This window comes from Schaalia sp. ZJ405 (assembly GCF_011038885.2).
In the GTDB taxonomy this organism is placed as follows: Bacteria; Actinomycetota; Actinomycetes; order Actinomycetales; family Actinomycetaceae; genus Pauljensenia.
The window spans coordinates 1,288,900-1,303,759 of record NZ_CP064952.1 but is presented as its reverse complement, the minus strand read 5'-3'; the positions used below and the strand labels follow the sequence as shown (position 1 = coordinate 1,303,759).

At 59.5% G+C, this 14,860-nt stretch carries 13 protein-coding genes; 11 read left to right on the top strand and 2 right to left on the bottom strand.

Annotated elements, in window-relative coordinates; translation table 11 throughout:
* Positions 1-193 precede the first annotated feature (193 nt).
* The 4 genes from thrS (at position 194) to G7Y41_RS05325 (ending at position 4,026) form a co-directional block, all read left to right on the top strand.
* A complete protein-coding gene (thrS, locus tag G7Y41_RS05340; protein ID WP_165315405.1) occupies positions 194-2,221 on the top strand; it encodes a threonine--tRNA ligase in 2,028 nt (675 codons plus the stop codon).
* Positions 2,222-2,223: 2 nt separating this feature from the next.
* Positions 2,224-2,802 (top strand): HIT family protein, encoded by a 579-nt coding sequence (locus G7Y41_RS05335; RefSeq protein ID WP_165215049.1) that lies wholly within the window; start codon positions 2,224-2,226, stop codon positions 2,800-2,802.
* A gap of 7 nt (positions 2,803-2,809) precedes the next feature.
* Complete coding sequence (pgsA, locus tag G7Y41_RS05330) at positions 2,810-3,439, top strand: phosphatidylinositol phosphate synthase (protein ID WP_165215044.1); 630 nt, start codon at positions 2,810-2,812, stop codon at positions 3,437-3,439.
* Positions 3,440-3,501: 62 nt separating this feature from the next.
* Positions 3,502-4,026, top strand: coding sequence for an NUDIX hydrolase (locus G7Y41_RS05325; RefSeq protein ID WP_442984267.1), 525 nt, complete (start codon positions 3,502-3,504; stop codon positions 4,024-4,026).
* A gap of 122 nt (positions 4,027-4,148) precedes the next feature.
* On the opposite strand, the gene serB is transcribed toward G7Y41_RS05325, so the two are convergent.
* Together serB and glgC are read right to left on the bottom strand one after the other, a co-directional pair.
* Entirely contained in the window at positions 4,149-4,823 is a 675-nt protein-coding gene (serB, locus tag G7Y41_RS05320) for a phosphoserine phosphatase SerB (protein ID WP_165315403.1), read from the bottom strand.
* Positions 4,820-6,058, bottom strand: a complete 1,239-nt coding sequence (gene glgC, locus G7Y41_RS05315) for a glucose-1-phosphate adenylyltransferase (RefSeq protein WP_165315402.1) — start codon at positions 6,056-6,058, stop codon at positions 4,820-4,822. The genes serB and glgC overlap by 4 nt, the downstream gene beginning before the upstream one ends.
* 153 nt (positions 6,059-6,211) lie before the next feature.
* Here glgC and glgA point away from each other — a divergent pair, with 153 nt between their 5' ends.
* From glgA to G7Y41_RS05280, 7 genes are all read left to right on the top strand, one after another.
* A complete protein-coding gene (glgA, locus tag G7Y41_RS05310) occupies positions 6,212-7,438 on the top strand; it encodes a glycogen synthase (protein ID WP_165315401.1) in 1,227 nt (408 codons plus the stop codon).
* A 102-nt stretch (positions 7,439-7,540) separates the two neighbouring features.
* Positions 7,541-8,341: an ABC transporter ATP-binding protein gene (locus tag G7Y41_RS05305; protein ID WP_165315400.1), complete on the top strand. Its 801-nt coding sequence runs from the start codon at positions 7,541-7,543 to the stop codon at positions 8,339-8,341.
* 30 nt (positions 8,342-8,371) lie between these two features.
* The gene (locus G7Y41_RS05300) at positions 8,372-8,839 is read left to right on the top strand and encodes an NfeD family protein (protein ID WP_165214971.1); all 468 of its coding nucleotides are present in this window, start codon (positions 8,372-8,374) and stop codon (positions 8,837-8,839) included.
* Positions 8,823-9,740, top strand: coding sequence for an SPFH domain-containing protein (locus tag G7Y41_RS05295; protein WP_165315399.1), 918 nt, complete (start codon positions 8,823-8,825; stop codon positions 9,738-9,740). Before G7Y41_RS05300 ends, G7Y41_RS05295 begins: the two co-directional genes overlap by 17 nt.
* Positions 9,741-9,812: 72 nt before the next feature.
* On the top strand, positions 9,813-11,147 hold the full coding sequence (locus G7Y41_RS05290) for a glutamine synthetase family protein (RefSeq protein ID WP_165315398.1): 1,335 nt from the start codon (positions 9,813-9,815) through the stop codon (positions 11,145-11,147).
* Entirely contained in the window at positions 11,147-14,071 is a 2,925-nt protein-coding gene (locus G7Y41_RS05285) for a bifunctional [glutamine synthetase] adenylyltransferase/[glutamine synthetase]-adenylyl-L-tyrosine phosphorylase (RefSeq protein WP_165315397.1), read from the top strand. The genes G7Y41_RS05290 and G7Y41_RS05285 overlap by 1 nt, the downstream gene beginning before the upstream one ends.
* A gap of 76 nt (positions 14,072-14,147) precedes the next feature.
* The gene (locus G7Y41_RS05280; protein WP_331272599.1) at positions 14,148-14,822 is read left to right on the top strand and encodes a histidine phosphatase family protein; all 675 of its coding nucleotides are present in this window, start codon (positions 14,148-14,150) and stop codon (positions 14,820-14,822) included.
* Positions 14,823-14,860: the final 38 nt, after the last annotated feature.

Genomic DNA, 14,860 nt, shown 5'->3' with positions numbered 1-14,860 from the left:
GGAGTCTACAGTCGGCTGAGAAAGTGGCCACCGCCCTCAACTGGGCGGTGGCCACTTCGTTTATCCGCACACGTGTTGATGGTGAGCCACCTCGTCCTCGTCCCCTGAACGCCACTGACTGACACCGGGTGAAACTCCGTGGAAAAGCCGGGTAGCATAAAGATGTTTGAGACCCTGTGAAGAGGAGCTACCAGTGGAGAGCATTGACCTCGTGATTGACGGACACGAATGCACTATCGAGGCGGGCACCACGGGAACAACGTGGTACCGCGAACGTCGTGACGTCGTTGCAGTCAAGGTCGACGGGCAACCTCGTGACCTTGATCGTCCTTTCGAGGCGGGCACGCAGGTTGACGCCATCACTCTTGACTCTCCCGACGGGCTCGACATTCTGCGCCATTCGGCCACACACGTGCTCGCGCAGGCGGTTCAGGAGATTTTTCCCGACGTCAACCTCGGCATCGGCCCTTTCATCACCGACGGTTTCTACTACGACTTCGGCAACATCGATGCGGTGACCCCGGAACTGCTCAAAGACCTCGAAAAGCGGATGAAACGGATCGTCAAAGAAGGCCAGACTTTTAGGCGACGCGAGATTAGCGAGGACGAGGCGCGTCATGAACTCGCAGACCAGCCCTACAAGTTGGAACTCGTGACGACGAAAGGAAATGGCGCTGAAGGCGCGAGCGTTGAGGTCGGCGCAGGACAGCTGACAATGTACGACAATGTCCGTCGCGATGGACATGTCGCATGGAAAGACCTGTGCCGCGGCCCGCACTTGCCGTCAACGAAGCTCATCGGCAATGGTTTTGCTCTGACGAAATCCTCCGCTGCCTATTGGAAGGGCGATCAGGCAAACGACCAGTTACAGCGGATCTACGGCACAGCATGGGCCTCCAAGGATGACCTCGTTGCCTACCAGGAACGCATCAAGGAAGCAGAGCGCCGTGATCACCGGCGTCTGGGAGCAGAACTTGATCTCTTCTCATTCCCCGATGAGATCGGCCCCGGCCTGGTGGTTTTCCATCCCAAGGGGGCAATGCTTCGTCACGAGATCGAATCCTATGTTGTGGAGCGGCACCTGAAAGCCGGATTCGATTTCGTCCACACGCCCGAGATTTCCAAGGGCGGCCTTTTCCACACGTCGGGTCACTTGCCCTACTACGCGGATACCATGTTCCCGCCCATGCAGGTCGACGAAGAACGTGACGAGGACGGAAACATCACGAAGGCCGGACAGGAGTACTACCTCAAGGCCATGAACTGCCCGATGCATAACCTGATTTTCCGCTCGCGCGGACGTTCCTATCGTGAGCTGCCGCTGCGGTTCTTCGAGATGGGGCACGACTACCGCTATGAGAAATCCGGCGTTGTTCACGGACTGACCCGTATGCGGGGATTCACTCAGGATGACTCGCACACCTACTGCACGCCCGAACAGGCAAGCAGGGAAATCGAGCACCAGATTACATTCTTCCTCTCCATCCTCGAAGCCTTCGGTCTCAATGACTTCTACCTTGAGCTGTCAACCCGTGACGAGGACGGCGCGAAGAAAGACAAGTTCATCGGTTCGGACGAGGACTGGGCGGCAGCAACAAAGGCCCTCGAAGACGCCTGTGCGGCAACGGGATTGGACCTTGTTCCTGATCCAGGCGGCGCAGCTTTCTACGGTCCGAAAGTCTCCGTGCAGGTCAAGGATGCGATCGGGCGGACTTGGCAAATGTCGACGATCCAGTACGACTTTAACCAGCCCGAACGTTTCGACCTGGAATACACGGCGTCAGATGGCACACGCCAGCGTCCGGTGATGATTCACTCGGCCAAGCTCGGGTCCGTTGAACGCTTCATCGGTGTTCTCACCGAGCACTACGCGGGAGCGTTCCCCGCGTGGCTCGCTCCGGTTCAGGTCAAGCTCATCCCCGTTGCCGAGGCTTTCGATGACTACGTTGACTCCGTGGCCGAACGCCTGCGCAATGAAGGGGTCCGCGTCGAGGTTGACCACTCCGATGATCGTTTCGGCAAGAAAATCCGTAACGCATCGAAGGAAAAGGTTCCCTTCACCCTCATCGCAGGTGGGGATGACGTTGAGGCCGCGGCGGTGTCGTTCCGCTACCGTGATGGGCGTCAGGACAACCAGGTGCCGTTAGAGCGGGCAGTTGAGTTGCTCACGCGTCACATTGCGACCCGCAATAATGCTGATTACTTCGACGTCGAGGCGTAGCGATGTCTGGCGAGGATGCCCGGGCACTTCCCGTTGAGGACGCGCGCTCCATCGCGGGTGTACCCGACGGGTTTGGCCGTTTCTGGACGCCCTACCGCATGGCGTACATTCACGGCGAGGGTAAACCTCGGGATGCCTCCGATGCGCAGTGTCCGTTCTGCGCGGCTCCCGGCAAGGGGGACGAGGACGGACTCATTGTTCATCGAGGTCGTACATGCTTTGTCTTGATGAATCTCTTCCCGTATAACTCCGGACATCTGCTGGTGTGCCCGTATCGTCATGTATCCGACTATACGGAGCTCACCTGCGAGGAACGGGTGGAACTCGGGGAGCTGACGGCTACTGCCATGCGGGTCGAACGTGAAACTGCGCATCCGGATGGTTTCAACTTGGGGATGAATCAGGGGGCCATCGCTGGGGCGGGGATCGCTGCGCACCTGCATCAACACGTTGTTCCCCGGTGGGGAGGAGACGCGAATTTCCTCCCGATCATCGCGCAGACGAAGGCAATTCCCGAGCTTCTTGAGGACGCTCGTGCCCGGCTTGCAGCGGCGTGGCCCGCTGAAGGAATGGAGAAATGAGGAAGCGGTGTTAGGCAATCACGGTCGGTCAATAACTCGGACGATCTTCACGCCCTTTGCACGACTCCTCGCTCAGCTCGGGGTCACCCCGAACATGGTGACGGTCGCGGGCACGGTGATCTCCGTGGTGGTCGCGGTGTCGATGCTGCCTTTCGGCTTGCTCTGGCAAGGCGCGATCGTCCTGGGAATCGTCTTATTCTGCGACTCCGTGGACGGCACTCTCGCTCGCATGACAACGGGTGGTACGCCTTTTGGAGCCTTCCTCGACTCCACACTCGACCGGATCAGCGATGGCGCGGTTTTTGCATCACTGACCGCCTATGCGGTCTTTCAGATGGAACCATCGCTCGTGCGGACTCTTGCGATTATCCTCGGCCTCGCTGGTGTGGTTCTCTCAGCGACGGTGCCCTATGCGCGTGCCCGCGCGGAATCCGTGGGGGTTGAAGCGAAGCTCGGCATCGCCGAACGCACCGATCGTCTCATCGTGGCTCTCGTTGGGGCTTTCCTCATGGACCTGGGGCTCAGTCCGTGGTTCTTCGTTGCGGGTCTCGCTTGGGTGGCCCTCGGTTCGTTGATCACAGTGATTCAACGGATCTGGTTCACGTCACGTGCACTCAACGCCCCGGAGTCGCCGTGAGTTCGACGTCGACGCAACGGCACGGCAGTGCCGAGGAACGCCAAGACCACGGCTTTTCTGCCTTGGGACCCGAATGGCCCCTCGACGCTGATGGTGTCCCTCACCGAGAGGCCGCGAGGATCGTCCTCTTCAATGAGTGTGGTCAGCTTCTTCTGGCTCAGGGCCATGACCGTGATAACCCGTCGCGGCAATGGTGGTTCACCATCGGGGGAGGACTCATGCCCAACGAGAATCCGCGCGACGGCGCCGTCCGCGAACTTTACGAGGAAACGGGTATCCGGATTTCCCCGGAGCAACTGATCGGCCCCGTTCTCTATCGTCAGGCAGAGTTCGATTTCCTTTCGGTGACGGGGCGTCAAGATGAGTGGTTCTTCGTTGCGCACACGCACACTCAGGAGCTAACTGATTCCGGGTGGACGGACCTCGAGCGCGATGTCATTGACACTCAGAGATGGTGGACACTTGACGATCTTGAAGTGGAAGCCCGCACGCGCGAGGTCTATCCCCGGCGCCTGGCAGAACATGCTCGCAGCTGGTTGTTTGGGTGGGATGGGAGCCTTGTCACTCTGACGGAACATGGATCCTAGAGGGGGAGCGTGTGGCCTAGTTCCGCTGGTTATTTCACCGCGAATCAGGTCGCAGTCTCCCAGGCACCGCTCGTCCTCGTCCCCCGAGCAATCGCTAGGGAGGAGCGGAGTAATCGTGTGTCCTATGACAGGCCGAGCGGCTCGATGAGGACGTCGAGACGCCGCGTGTCGAGCTGATAGGGGATCTGTTCCTTCACCGCTGGTTTTGCGCAGAAAGCAATCCCAATGCCCGCGGTCTGGAGCATTGGAACATCGTTCGCGCCGTCACCGATGGCGACGGTCTGTTCGATGGGCACATCGTGGGCTAAGGCCCATTCGCGGAGTTTGGTGACTTTGACTTCGGAGGTGACGATCTGCCCGAGGACGCGGCCGGTGAGGACTCCGTCAACCACTTCAAGGCGGTTGGCCACGTAGTGATCAATGTTCAGGCGCGCACATAGTGGTGCCACGACTTCCTCGAATCCCCCGGAGACCACACCAAAATACCCACCGGAGCGGTGCACAGCTTCGATGAGGGCATCGGCGCCGGGCGTTGGGTGAATCGACTCAAGAACCTGAGCGAATACAGAATTGGGAACGCCTGCGAGTGTTGCCACCCTGTGGTGAAGCGATTGGGCAAAATCGAGTTCCCCGTTCATCGCGCGTGAGGTGATTGCCGCAACCTCGTCGCGTGTTCCCGCGTAGTCGGCGAGTTCTTCGATGACCTCTTCTGCGATGAGAGTGGAGTCAACGTCGGTAACGATGAGGCCCGGTGGGGTTGACAGGGTCAGCCCCACCGGGGAGGTGTAGGACGTCAACGGGGCACAACCATTCCCTTGGGAACAACGGTGATTCCCGATTCGGTGACCGTGAGTCCGCGTTCACGATCATGTTCAAGGTCGACCCCGATAACGGCGCTCTGTTCGACAATGACATTCTTGTCGAGGATTGCCTTTGAGACGACGGCGTGGCGCCCGATCTTACATCCGTGCATGACCACGGAGTCAGTGACCTGCGCCCACGAGTGAACATAGGTGTCCGGGGAAACAATCGAATGATAAATTTCCCCACCCGATACGATGACGCCGGGTGACACGAAGGAATCAACGGCATGACCCATGCGGGAATGCTCGTCCCCGTAGACGAATTTCGCCGGCGGCAGGGCCCCGTTGAGCAGCGTCATCGTTGGCCATTTCCTGTTGTACAGGTTGAAAATCGGATGCACGCTGATGAGGTCCATATTTGCTTCGTAGTAGGCATCAAGAGTTCCAACATCGCGCCAGTAGTCACGATCGCGGTCAGTTGATCCGGGAACATCATTGTCCTTGAAGTCATAGACACCGCATTCGCCTCGCTCAACGAACCAGGGGATGACATTTCCCCCCATGTCGTGCTTTGAGTCCGGGTTCTGCGAGTCTTCCCTCAGGCACTGAATGAGTGCCTCAGTTGTGAACACGTAGTTCCCCATTGACGCCAGGACGCGCGTGGGATCATCTGGGAGGCCATCGCACTGCTGGGGTTTTTCGAGGAAGTTCTTAACAACACCGTCTTGTGCGTCAATAACGCCCAGCGCCGGTGCTAACTCAATCGGCTGGCGAATGCCGGCGACCGTTGCGGGGAGCCCGGATGCCTTGTGATGAGCAACCATCTGCGAGAAGTCCATCCGGTAGATGTTGTCTGCGCCGATGATGACGATGTAGTCAGGCTTTTCGTCCTCGACAATGTTGAGCGACTGATAGATGGCGTCGGCTGAGCCGAGATACCAGTGAGGACCGCGTCGCTGCTGGGCGGGTACGGGTGCGATGAAGTTGCCAAGTAGGGGCGACGTGTACCACGTCTTCGTGACGTGGCGGTCGAGAGAATGCGACTTGTACTGTGTGAGAACAACAATCTTCAAGTATCCCGAGTTGACGATGTTCGACAGAGCGAAATCAATCAGCCGATAGTGGCCCCCGAAGGGGACAGCGGGTTTAGCTCGGTCTTCGGTCAGGGGCATCAGCCGCTTACCCTCGCCACCGGCAAGGACGATTGCAAGTACGTGATCTTTCGCCATAGGGTGAGTTTACGATAAAAATGTGGTGCAGCGCACGTTATGACATCATGTGGACACAGCGCGTCGTATCGGGTGGAATGTGGTGGCCGACACCATCTGTGTGGTGAACACGCTAGTCTTGATTCATGACGAAAACGAGCCGGGAGGACCCAGATGCGAGTTGATCTTCTGACCCGAGAATATCCGCCCCATGTCTACGGCGGAGCGGGAGTTCATGTCACGGAGCTAGCAAAAGTGCTGCGTCCCCGCATCGACGACCTGAGGGTTCACGCTTTTGACGGCCCGCGCGAACCAGGAAGCGAGGGAGGAGAGCCGGGAGTCTACGGCTACCGCGACCTTGCCGAACTTGCAGACGCAAACGGAGCGCTGAAAACCCTGGGCGTTGATCTCCAGATCACTGCCGCAACCAGCGGAGCTGATCTTGTTCATTCCCACACGTGGTACGCCAACTTCGCCGGCCACCTCTCAGCTCTCCTGGGCGATATTCCGCACGTGATCTCCGCACATTCGCTCGAACCGTTACGCCCCTGGAAAGCAGAGCAGCTCGGCGGAGGATATCGAATCTCATCATTCGTTGAGAAGACCGCCTACGAAGCTGCCGCAGGAATCATCGCAGTGTCCAACGGGATGCGCGACGACATTCTTCGCGCCTACCCCGCGGTTGATCCCGATCGCGTTCATGTGATCCACAACGGCATCGACCTCGACAAGTGGCACGCACCCCAAGGGGACGAGGGCGAAGCTCTCCAAAGCCGTGTCCTCGCCGAGCAGGGAATCGATCCAACGCGCCCAACGGTGGTCTTCGTTGGGCGAATCACCCGGCAAAAAGGTCTGCCCTATTTCCTTCGCGCCGCCCGGATGCTTCCCGATGATGTGCAGATCGTTCTGTGTGCGGGCGCCCCTGACACCCCGGAAATCGCGGCGGAAGTTGATGGCCTGGTGACTCAGCTGCAAAGCGAACGCACCGGAGTTGTCCTCATCCCACAGATGCTCCCACAGCCTCAGCTTGCAGCGATCCTCCACGCCGCCGATGTCTTCATCACTCCGTCGGTGTACGAACCTCTAGGAATCGTCAACCTTGAAGCAATGGCTCTGGGGCTTCCTGTTGTGGGAACGGCAACGGGGGGTATTCCCGACGTCATCGTCGACGGGGAAACCGGGTACCTTGTCCCGATTGACCAGGCAACAGATGGAACAGGAACCCCCCTTGATCCGCGGGCTTTCGAGGAAGCGATGGCCCAGAGGCTCATGCTCGTCCTCGATCATCCAGACAGAGCACGAGAGATGGGACAGGCGGGTCTTGCGCGGGCACGCGACCACTTCTCGTGGGATGCCATCGGTGAGAAGACGGCGGCGCTGTACGCACAGCTGATCCGCTAGGAATTATCAGGATCAATGGACGAGGACGAGGCCGGGTTCCCCAACCCACACACTTGTGACCACGGGCCCTCCCTCGTCCGTGAAGACGTATAGGCTGTGACCATGACTTCGGTGATTGAACTTGATCAAGCGACAGTGACCCGCCAGGGCACAACGATCCTTGATTCCGTGACGTGGGCGTCGTCCCAAGGTGAGCACTGGGTGGTGCTCGGCCCCAACGGCGCAGGCAAAACCACGCTCGTTCGAGCAATCTGCGGTAGATGCGACCTCGATGCGGGAACAGTGCGTCTCGACGGAACGGACATCTCACGAACGGATCCATTAGAGAACGCAACGCGTGTGGGTTTCATGTCGAATTCCCTGGCGAATAAGCTGCGCCCCACATCAACCGTTCGCGACGTCGTCCGGTCGGCAGCCTGGGGCGTGCACGTGTCTTTTGGCGAAGAATACGAAACGATTGACGATGAGCGAGCCGACAACCTCATGGCACTTTTTGGAATCGCCGACCTGGCTGATCGGCGTTGGTCAACGGTGTCACAGGGTGAGGCCCAGCGCGCCCTGCTTGCTCGAGCACTGATGACGGACCCCGAAGTTCTCATTCTCGACGAACCAGCGGCAGGCCTTGACCTGGGTGCACGTGAAATGCTCGTCTCAGCGCTCGACGAAATCATCGCGGATCCACGCGGACCGCAGGTCATTCTCGTCACCCACCAGATCGAAGAAATTCCCTCGGGCATCACTCACGCGCTCCTCATGGCGAATGGTTCAGTGCTCAACGCCGGACCAATTGACCGCACTCTCACCGGAGTCAACCTGTCCGCAGCTTTCGATCTGCCCTTGCTTGCGGGACAGCGCGAGGGCCGATGGTGGGCCCGCGGCGTTGGTGCCAGCGAAGGGAACTAGAACGGGACTTGAGAGGAAGGAGCAGCGCTCATGACATGGGGAGTGTGGCTGATCGCGGCAGCTGTTTTCGCAATTGTCGAGATTGTCTCCGTTGATCTTGTCTTCCTCATGATCGCCGTTGGAGCGCTGAGCGGGGCTCTCGTGTCGCTCCTGGGTGGAGGATGGATTCCCCAAGTTCTTGTCTTCGCCGCAGTCTCCGCAGTGCTGGTCATTGTCGTACGGCCGTGGATCAAAGCCCATCTTCACCGATCAACACCGAATATCCGAACAAACGCGGCGCGACTTGTTGGCAAAGACGCCCTCGTCCTCGATCCCGTGTCTCCTACCGGAGGGCAAGTCAAGCTCGACGGTGAAGTCTGGACGGCACGTAGCCCCGCCGGTTCGCCACTGACGATCCCCACGGGGACATCCGTGCGTGTTCAATCCATTGACGGAGCGACCGCAGTGGTCACCCCCAACGCCGATCCCCTAGACAAAGGAAATGAAAGCAATGCCTGAACTCACGGGAACGATCGCCTTCATCCTGCTGCTTGTCCTTGTTGTCCTCGCGCTTGTGCGCACGATCCAAATCGTTCCTCAGCCTCGCGCCCTCGTCATCGAACGACTCGGAAAATTCCATTCGGTGATGTACGGCGGCTTCCACATCGTCATCCCCTTCATTGACCGTATTGCTGCCCGCGTTGATCTGCGTGAACAGGTGACGTCCTTCCCCCCTCAGCCGGTGATCACCGCGGATAACGTCGTCGTGTCGATCGACTCGGTGATCTACTACCAGGTCACCGACCCCATGCATGCGACCTACGAAATTGCGAACTTCATCCAAGCAATCGAACAGCTCACGGTGACGACTCTGCGTAATGTCATCGGCTCCCTCGACCTTGAAGCAACGCTGACCAGCCGAGATTCGATTAATACTCAACTACGTGGCGTCCTTGATGAAGCAACCGGACGCTGGGGAATCCGCGTTAACCGCGTTGAACTCAAAGCAATTGACCCGCCGCCGTCGATCCAACAGGCGATGGAACAGCAACTGCGGGCAGAACGCGACAAACGCGCAGCGATCCTCACCGCCGAAGGTGTCCGCCAGTCCCAGATTCTTCAAGCAGAAGGTGAGAAACAGTCGGCGATTCTTCGCGCCGAAGGACAGGCCCAGGCCGCAGTGACCCGCGCATCCGGTGACGCCCAAGCCATCGAAACCGTTTTCGGCGCGATCCACTCGGGAAATCCGACGCCCGAATTGCTGAGCTACCAGTACCTTCAGATGCTCCCGCAGATTGCTCAGGGGAACGCCTCGAAAGTATGGGTGGTGCCCACCGAACTCACCGCCGCACTTAACGCAATTGCTTCGGGCTTTGGGAAGAATCCGCCGTCACCTGGGAACGGGGCGGCAGGTCAATAGCTGAACGTGCGCAGCCCCGTCGTCCCTCCGAGCACACCGTAATCCTGACACAAAGGTTGAGGAAGAACCCCGATGAATTCTCAGCAAGAAAAAGTTCTCTCGGTGATCGCCCAGAAGAACATTCGATTCGTTCGCCTGTGGTTTACGGACGTCGCAGGAGTCCTCAAATCCGTTGTCATTGATCCGGGAGAACTTGAGGACGCATTCACCGAGGGGATCGGTTTCGATGGGTCGTCAATTGAGGGACTCACCCGGGTTCACGAGTCCGACATGCTTCTCAAACCGGATGCGTCAACTTTCCAACTCTTGCCGTGGCGCGACGAATCAGACCCCGTTGGTCGAATGTTCTGCGACGTCCTCACCCCCGATGGGCAGCACGCACGCTCCGACCCACGCGGCGCGCTCGAACGCGTGGTTGACAAGGCCCGCGACATGGGATTCACCGTGATGGTGCACCCAGAAATTGAGTTCTACCTCTTCCGTCAGCCCGTAAGTATCGACAACATCGTGCCCGTTGACAACGCGGGGTACTTCGACCACGTGGCACGCGGACACTCCAACGACTTCCGCCGACGTGCCGTGCGGATGCTGGAAGACATGGGGATTTCCGTTGAGTTCTCCCACCACGAAGGCGGTCCCGGTCAAAATGAAATCGACCTGCGTGCCGTCGATGCGGTGACAGCCGCGGATAACATCATGACGGCGCGGATCGTCATCGAGGAAGTTGCCCTACAGGAGGGCCTTTTCGCCACGTTCATGCCCAAGCCTTTTGCAGATCACCCCGGCTCGGGAATGCACACCCATATTTCCCTCTTCGAGGGCGACGAGAACGCCTTCTACGCTCCCTCTGGTGAATACCAACTCTCAATGACGGGCCGACGCTTCATCGCGGGTCTGCTTGAGCACGCGTGCGACATCTGCGCCGTAACGAACCAGCACGTCAACTCATATAAGCGCCTGTGGGGTGGGGGAGAGGCCCCGTCGTTCGTCTGCTGGGGACACAACAACAGCTCCGCACTCGTGCGCGTTCCCCGCTACAAGCCAGATAAGCGGCGTGCTGCGCGCATCGAATATCGGGCGTTGGACCCCGCAGTCAACCCCTACCTGGGGTTAGCGGTGCTCATCGCGGCAGGGCTTGATGGGATTGACAACGAACGTGAACTCATGCCCGAAGCCGAGGACAACGTGTGGGAACTGTCGGACCGTGAACGCCAGGTCCTGGGGATCCGGTCTCTGCCGGCATCCCTGTCGTCGGCTGTGGCACAGATGCGCGGGTCGGATTTGGTTGCCGATGCGCTCGGCGAAGAGGTCTTCGACTACGTCATTCGCAACAAAGAGAAGGAATGGCGCGAATACCGTCACCAGATCACCCCCCAGGAACTCCGCCAATTCCTCAAGGTCAACTAATGCGCACTCAAGCACACGCGCTGCGGTCCATCGGAGTGGGTGATTCCCAGCGTGGAGCCGAATTCCTTGAGGAAATCCCAGGAGACGAGGACGAGTGGCTGGCAATTCTTCGGACCTGCGCTGATCCAGATCTGGCGATCCTCCAGGCATCACGCTTGCACGAAGCTCACCCGGAAATTCTCGGGTCTTTTGGACGCGCCGATCATCGCAAACTTGAACGACTCCTCGGCGTCCTCGGAGCCTCGGCGAACCTGGGTGACTATCTCATTGCGCATCCCTCCCAGAGAGCACGCGCCCTCTGGGTCGAACCGGGACCCTCGCGGACTCTTCTGCTTCACGCTGTTGGAGCTGACCCCCTGGCAGCGGTTCCTGTTGCCTCAGCGCAAGCAAACGCCGATGATCTGCGCCGAGCATACAGGCAGATTCTCCTGGACATCGTGGCCGATGACGTGACAAGCACCGACCCGTTGGAGCACATGCCCGAGGTTGGACGGCGCATGGCAGAACTTGCCGATGCTGCACTTGAGGCTGCCCTGGCGCTTGCCCGGCGATCCGTAGATCCTCACGGCCAGATCCCCTTTGCTGTCATCGCGATGGGCAAAACTGGTGCTCAGGAGCTGAACTACGTCTCAGATGTTGACGTCGTCTACGTCATTGAGTCCGACGACCGTGAATCGGTGGAACTCGGCACCCGCCTCGCCGCCCATTTGGCGGGGGCATGTTCGGGGCCCGGAGCGGAACCACCGCTGTGGACATTGGACGCCAATCTCCGCCCGGAAGGGCGACACGGAGTGCTTGTCCGCACCGTTGAATCCTACGAGGCGTATTGGCGTCAATGGGCGCAAACCTGGGAATTCCAAGCACTTCTCAAGGCACGCGCCTGCGCGGGAGATCCGACACTGGGACAGCGTTTCGAGGCAGCAGCCTCACCCTTCATCTGGGACGCGGCCTCGCACGACGGTTTCGTTGAATCCGCGCGCCTCATGCGTCGGCGCGTGGAAGATCATATTCCCCGTCAAGACATCGACAGAGAGATCAAACTCGGCAGAGGCGGACTACGCGACGTCGAATTCACCGTGCAGCTCCTCCAACTCGTCCACGGACGAACGGATGAATCCCTACGCGTACGCTCAACACTGGAAGCAATCGGAGCCCTCGCCAACGGCGGCTATATCGCCCGGCATGACGCGGCAGAACTTGCTCACTGCTATCGCTTCCTTAGGCTCGCTGAACATCGCGCTCAACTGCCGCGTATGCGCCGCACACACCTCATCCCCACAAACCCCCACGACCTGCACGTCATGGGCCGAGCAATCGACCCAGAGAAATTCTTCGACGCTGATGCACTCCACGCGGAATTAGACCGCGTGCGCACACGGGTGCGTAGCCTGCACGAAGATATGTTCTACCGTCCAATCGTCATGGCGACATCACAACTGAGCGCAGATGAAGCATCACTGGACCAGGATGCCGCGCAGGATCGCCTCAAAGTCATCGGATACGTTGATCCAGCCGGAGCCCTGACCCACATCCGAGCCCTGACCACGGGAACATCTCGGCGCGCAATGATTCAACGCCACCTGCTCCCCGTGTTTATTTCATGGCTCGCTCACGGAGCCGACCCGGATCTGGGACTGTTGAATTTCCGCGCAGTGTCCGAACAAATCGGGGATTCACACTGGTACCTCGCATTGCTACGCGACTCAGGTGTTGCCGCCCAACGTCTGTGCCAGGTTCTCCCCAATTCCCGGTGGGTGGCCGAGGCACTCTCACGCCGACCCGAGGCGATCGCGTGGCTTGATGACAACGCCCTCCTCGAATCCCCTCCAGTTCAACGCCTTCACAGCGAAGTGGCGTCGCTCATTTCGAGACATCCGGACCCACACGACGCAGCGGCCCGTGTTCGCGCCGTACGCACGAGAGAACTGCTGCGCAACGGCCTCGACGATTCAATCAATGGGATCCACGCTCGCCGACCTCAGATCTGCGACGGAGCCGATGCTGCGCTGACAGGCGCCCTTGAAATCGCCATGCGTGAATGCGAGGCCATCGGCGTTGTTGATGTCGGCATCGTTGCGATGGGCAGATACGGTGGCCGCGAACCGTCATATGCGTCCGATGCGGATATCATCGCGGTTCATCGGGCACACAACGGGGTTGACCAATCACAGGCAGCGGCCGTGGCCACCCACGTCATCAACACGATGAAATCTCTCCTGGGTGCCACAACAAATGACATGAGCATTGAACTTGACCTCAATTTACGGCCCGAAGGCAAATCCGGACCGATGACCCGAACCGTGGAATCCTACGGCGACTACTACGCGAAGTGGGCGGCCACATGGGAACGCCAGGCCCTCCTGCGCTCGCGGCCCGTTGCCGGTCCCCATGACCTGATCAACGAATTCATCGAATGCGTCGATGCTGTGCGCTACGGTCAGCCACTGACCCACAAGGAACTCACCGACATCCGTCTACTCAAAGCACGGATGGAAACAGAACGTCTCCCACGAGGCGCCGAACCCGCCCGTCACGTCAAGCTCGGACCCGGTGGCCTGACAGATGTTGAATGGGTGGTGCAGTTACTTCAACTGCGTGAAGCCGGTGACAATGAGGCGCTGCGGACGCCGTCGACTGTCGATGCCATTTCTGCTCTCGTGGATGCCGGGACGTTGAGCACGGACGACGGGAATGACCTGTTGAACGCGTGGGAACTCGCTTCGCGCATCCGCGCGGGAAATGTCTTGGCGTCCGGACGGATGTCGGGGCCGCGCATTGACATGCTTCCGCGCGAAACAAAAGACTTCATTCCCCTGGCACGCCTCATGGGGTATTCGCAGGGACGCGAAAATGATCTCGAAGACGAATGGCTGCGCGCGGCCCGCCGTGCCCGCGCCGTCATGGACCGCGTGTTTTGGGAGTAAAACTGGAACCACAGCGAACCAGGCACGGCGTAACGCGTGGACTGCCACGCAGAATGTATCGGAGTAAACACCCCTGATGATGACACTTGTTCTTGTACGACACGGACAGACCCCTGCCAATCGTTTAGGCGCCCTCGACACCATACGCCCCGGGCTCCCACTGACCCCCAAGGGCCAGGAACAGGCGCGAGCGTTGGCGAACCGCTGGGAACGTGAGATTGCAGCCCCGCCCTCGGCAATAGCACTTTCGGGCCTGACACGCACCAAAATGACCGCTGCTCCTCTCGCGCAACGCTACGGCTTGACTCCGCTGATCCGGCCGGGAGTGCGTGAAATCCGCTCGGGTGACATCGAAATGAACAGGGGCATCGTCTCGGGAGAACACTACGTTGAACCGATCGCCCGCTGGTGTCGCGGGGAACTTGACGTGCGGATGCCAGGGGGAGAGACAGGACGCGAAGTTCTTGCCCGCGCATACCCGGTGATCCTTGAGGTCATGGAGCACGCCCGCCGGGTCGATCCTCGTGAAGGCGTAGGCGTTGTTGTTGCTCACGGTGCGCTGCTTCGTCTGCTTGCGAGTTCGCTTGCCCACAACATCAGCGCTGAAGTGGTGATCCGTCATTTCATGGAGAACACGAAAACCGTTGTTCTCCAGTGGCCGGTTGACCGGGTATTTTCGCATCCCGATGACCTTCTTGGCTCTCTGACGGCACTCACGTGGAATGACGCGCCCGTTGAGGCGTGGGACTGACGCTTCGTAGCTCACCCCCCAACGCAGGGCAGTGCACC

Excerpts from the sequence above, each read along its gene's own strand:
- G7Y41_RS05335 (WP_165215049.1), top strand. The coding sequence starts at position 2,224 with ATGTCTGGCGAGGATGCCCGGGCACTTCCCGTTGAGGACGCGCGCTCC.
- G7Y41_RS05280 (WP_331272599.1), top strand. The coding sequence starts at position 14,148 with ATGATGACACTTGTTCTTGTACGACACGGACAGACCCCTGCCAATCGT.
- G7Y41_RS05295 (WP_165315399.1), top strand. The coding sequence starts at position 8,823 with ATGAAAGCAATGCCTGAACTCACGGGAACGATCGCCTTCATCCTGCTG.
- G7Y41_RS05305 (WP_165315400.1), top strand. The coding sequence starts at position 7,541 with ATGACTTCGGTGATTGAACTTGATCAAGCGACAGTGACCCGCCAGGGC.
- glgA (WP_165315401.1), top strand. The coding sequence starts at position 6,212 with ATGCGAGTTGATCTTCTGACCCGAGAATATCCGCCCCATGTCTACGGC.
- glgC (WP_165315402.1), bottom strand. The coding sequence starts at position 6,058 with ATGGCGAAAGATCACGTACTTGCAATCGTCCTTGCCGGTGGCGAGGGT.
- G7Y41_RS05285 (WP_165315397.1), top strand. The coding sequence starts at position 11,147 with ATGCGCACTCAAGCACACGCGCTGCGGTCCATCGGAGTGGGTGATTCC.
- G7Y41_RS05290 (WP_165315398.1), top strand. The coding sequence starts at position 9,813 with ATGAATTCTCAGCAAGAAAAAGTTCTCTCGGTGATCGCCCAGAAGAAC.
- G7Y41_RS05300 (WP_165214971.1), top strand. The coding sequence starts at position 8,372 with ATGACATGGGGAGTGTGGCTGATCGCGGCAGCTGTTTTCGCAATTGTC.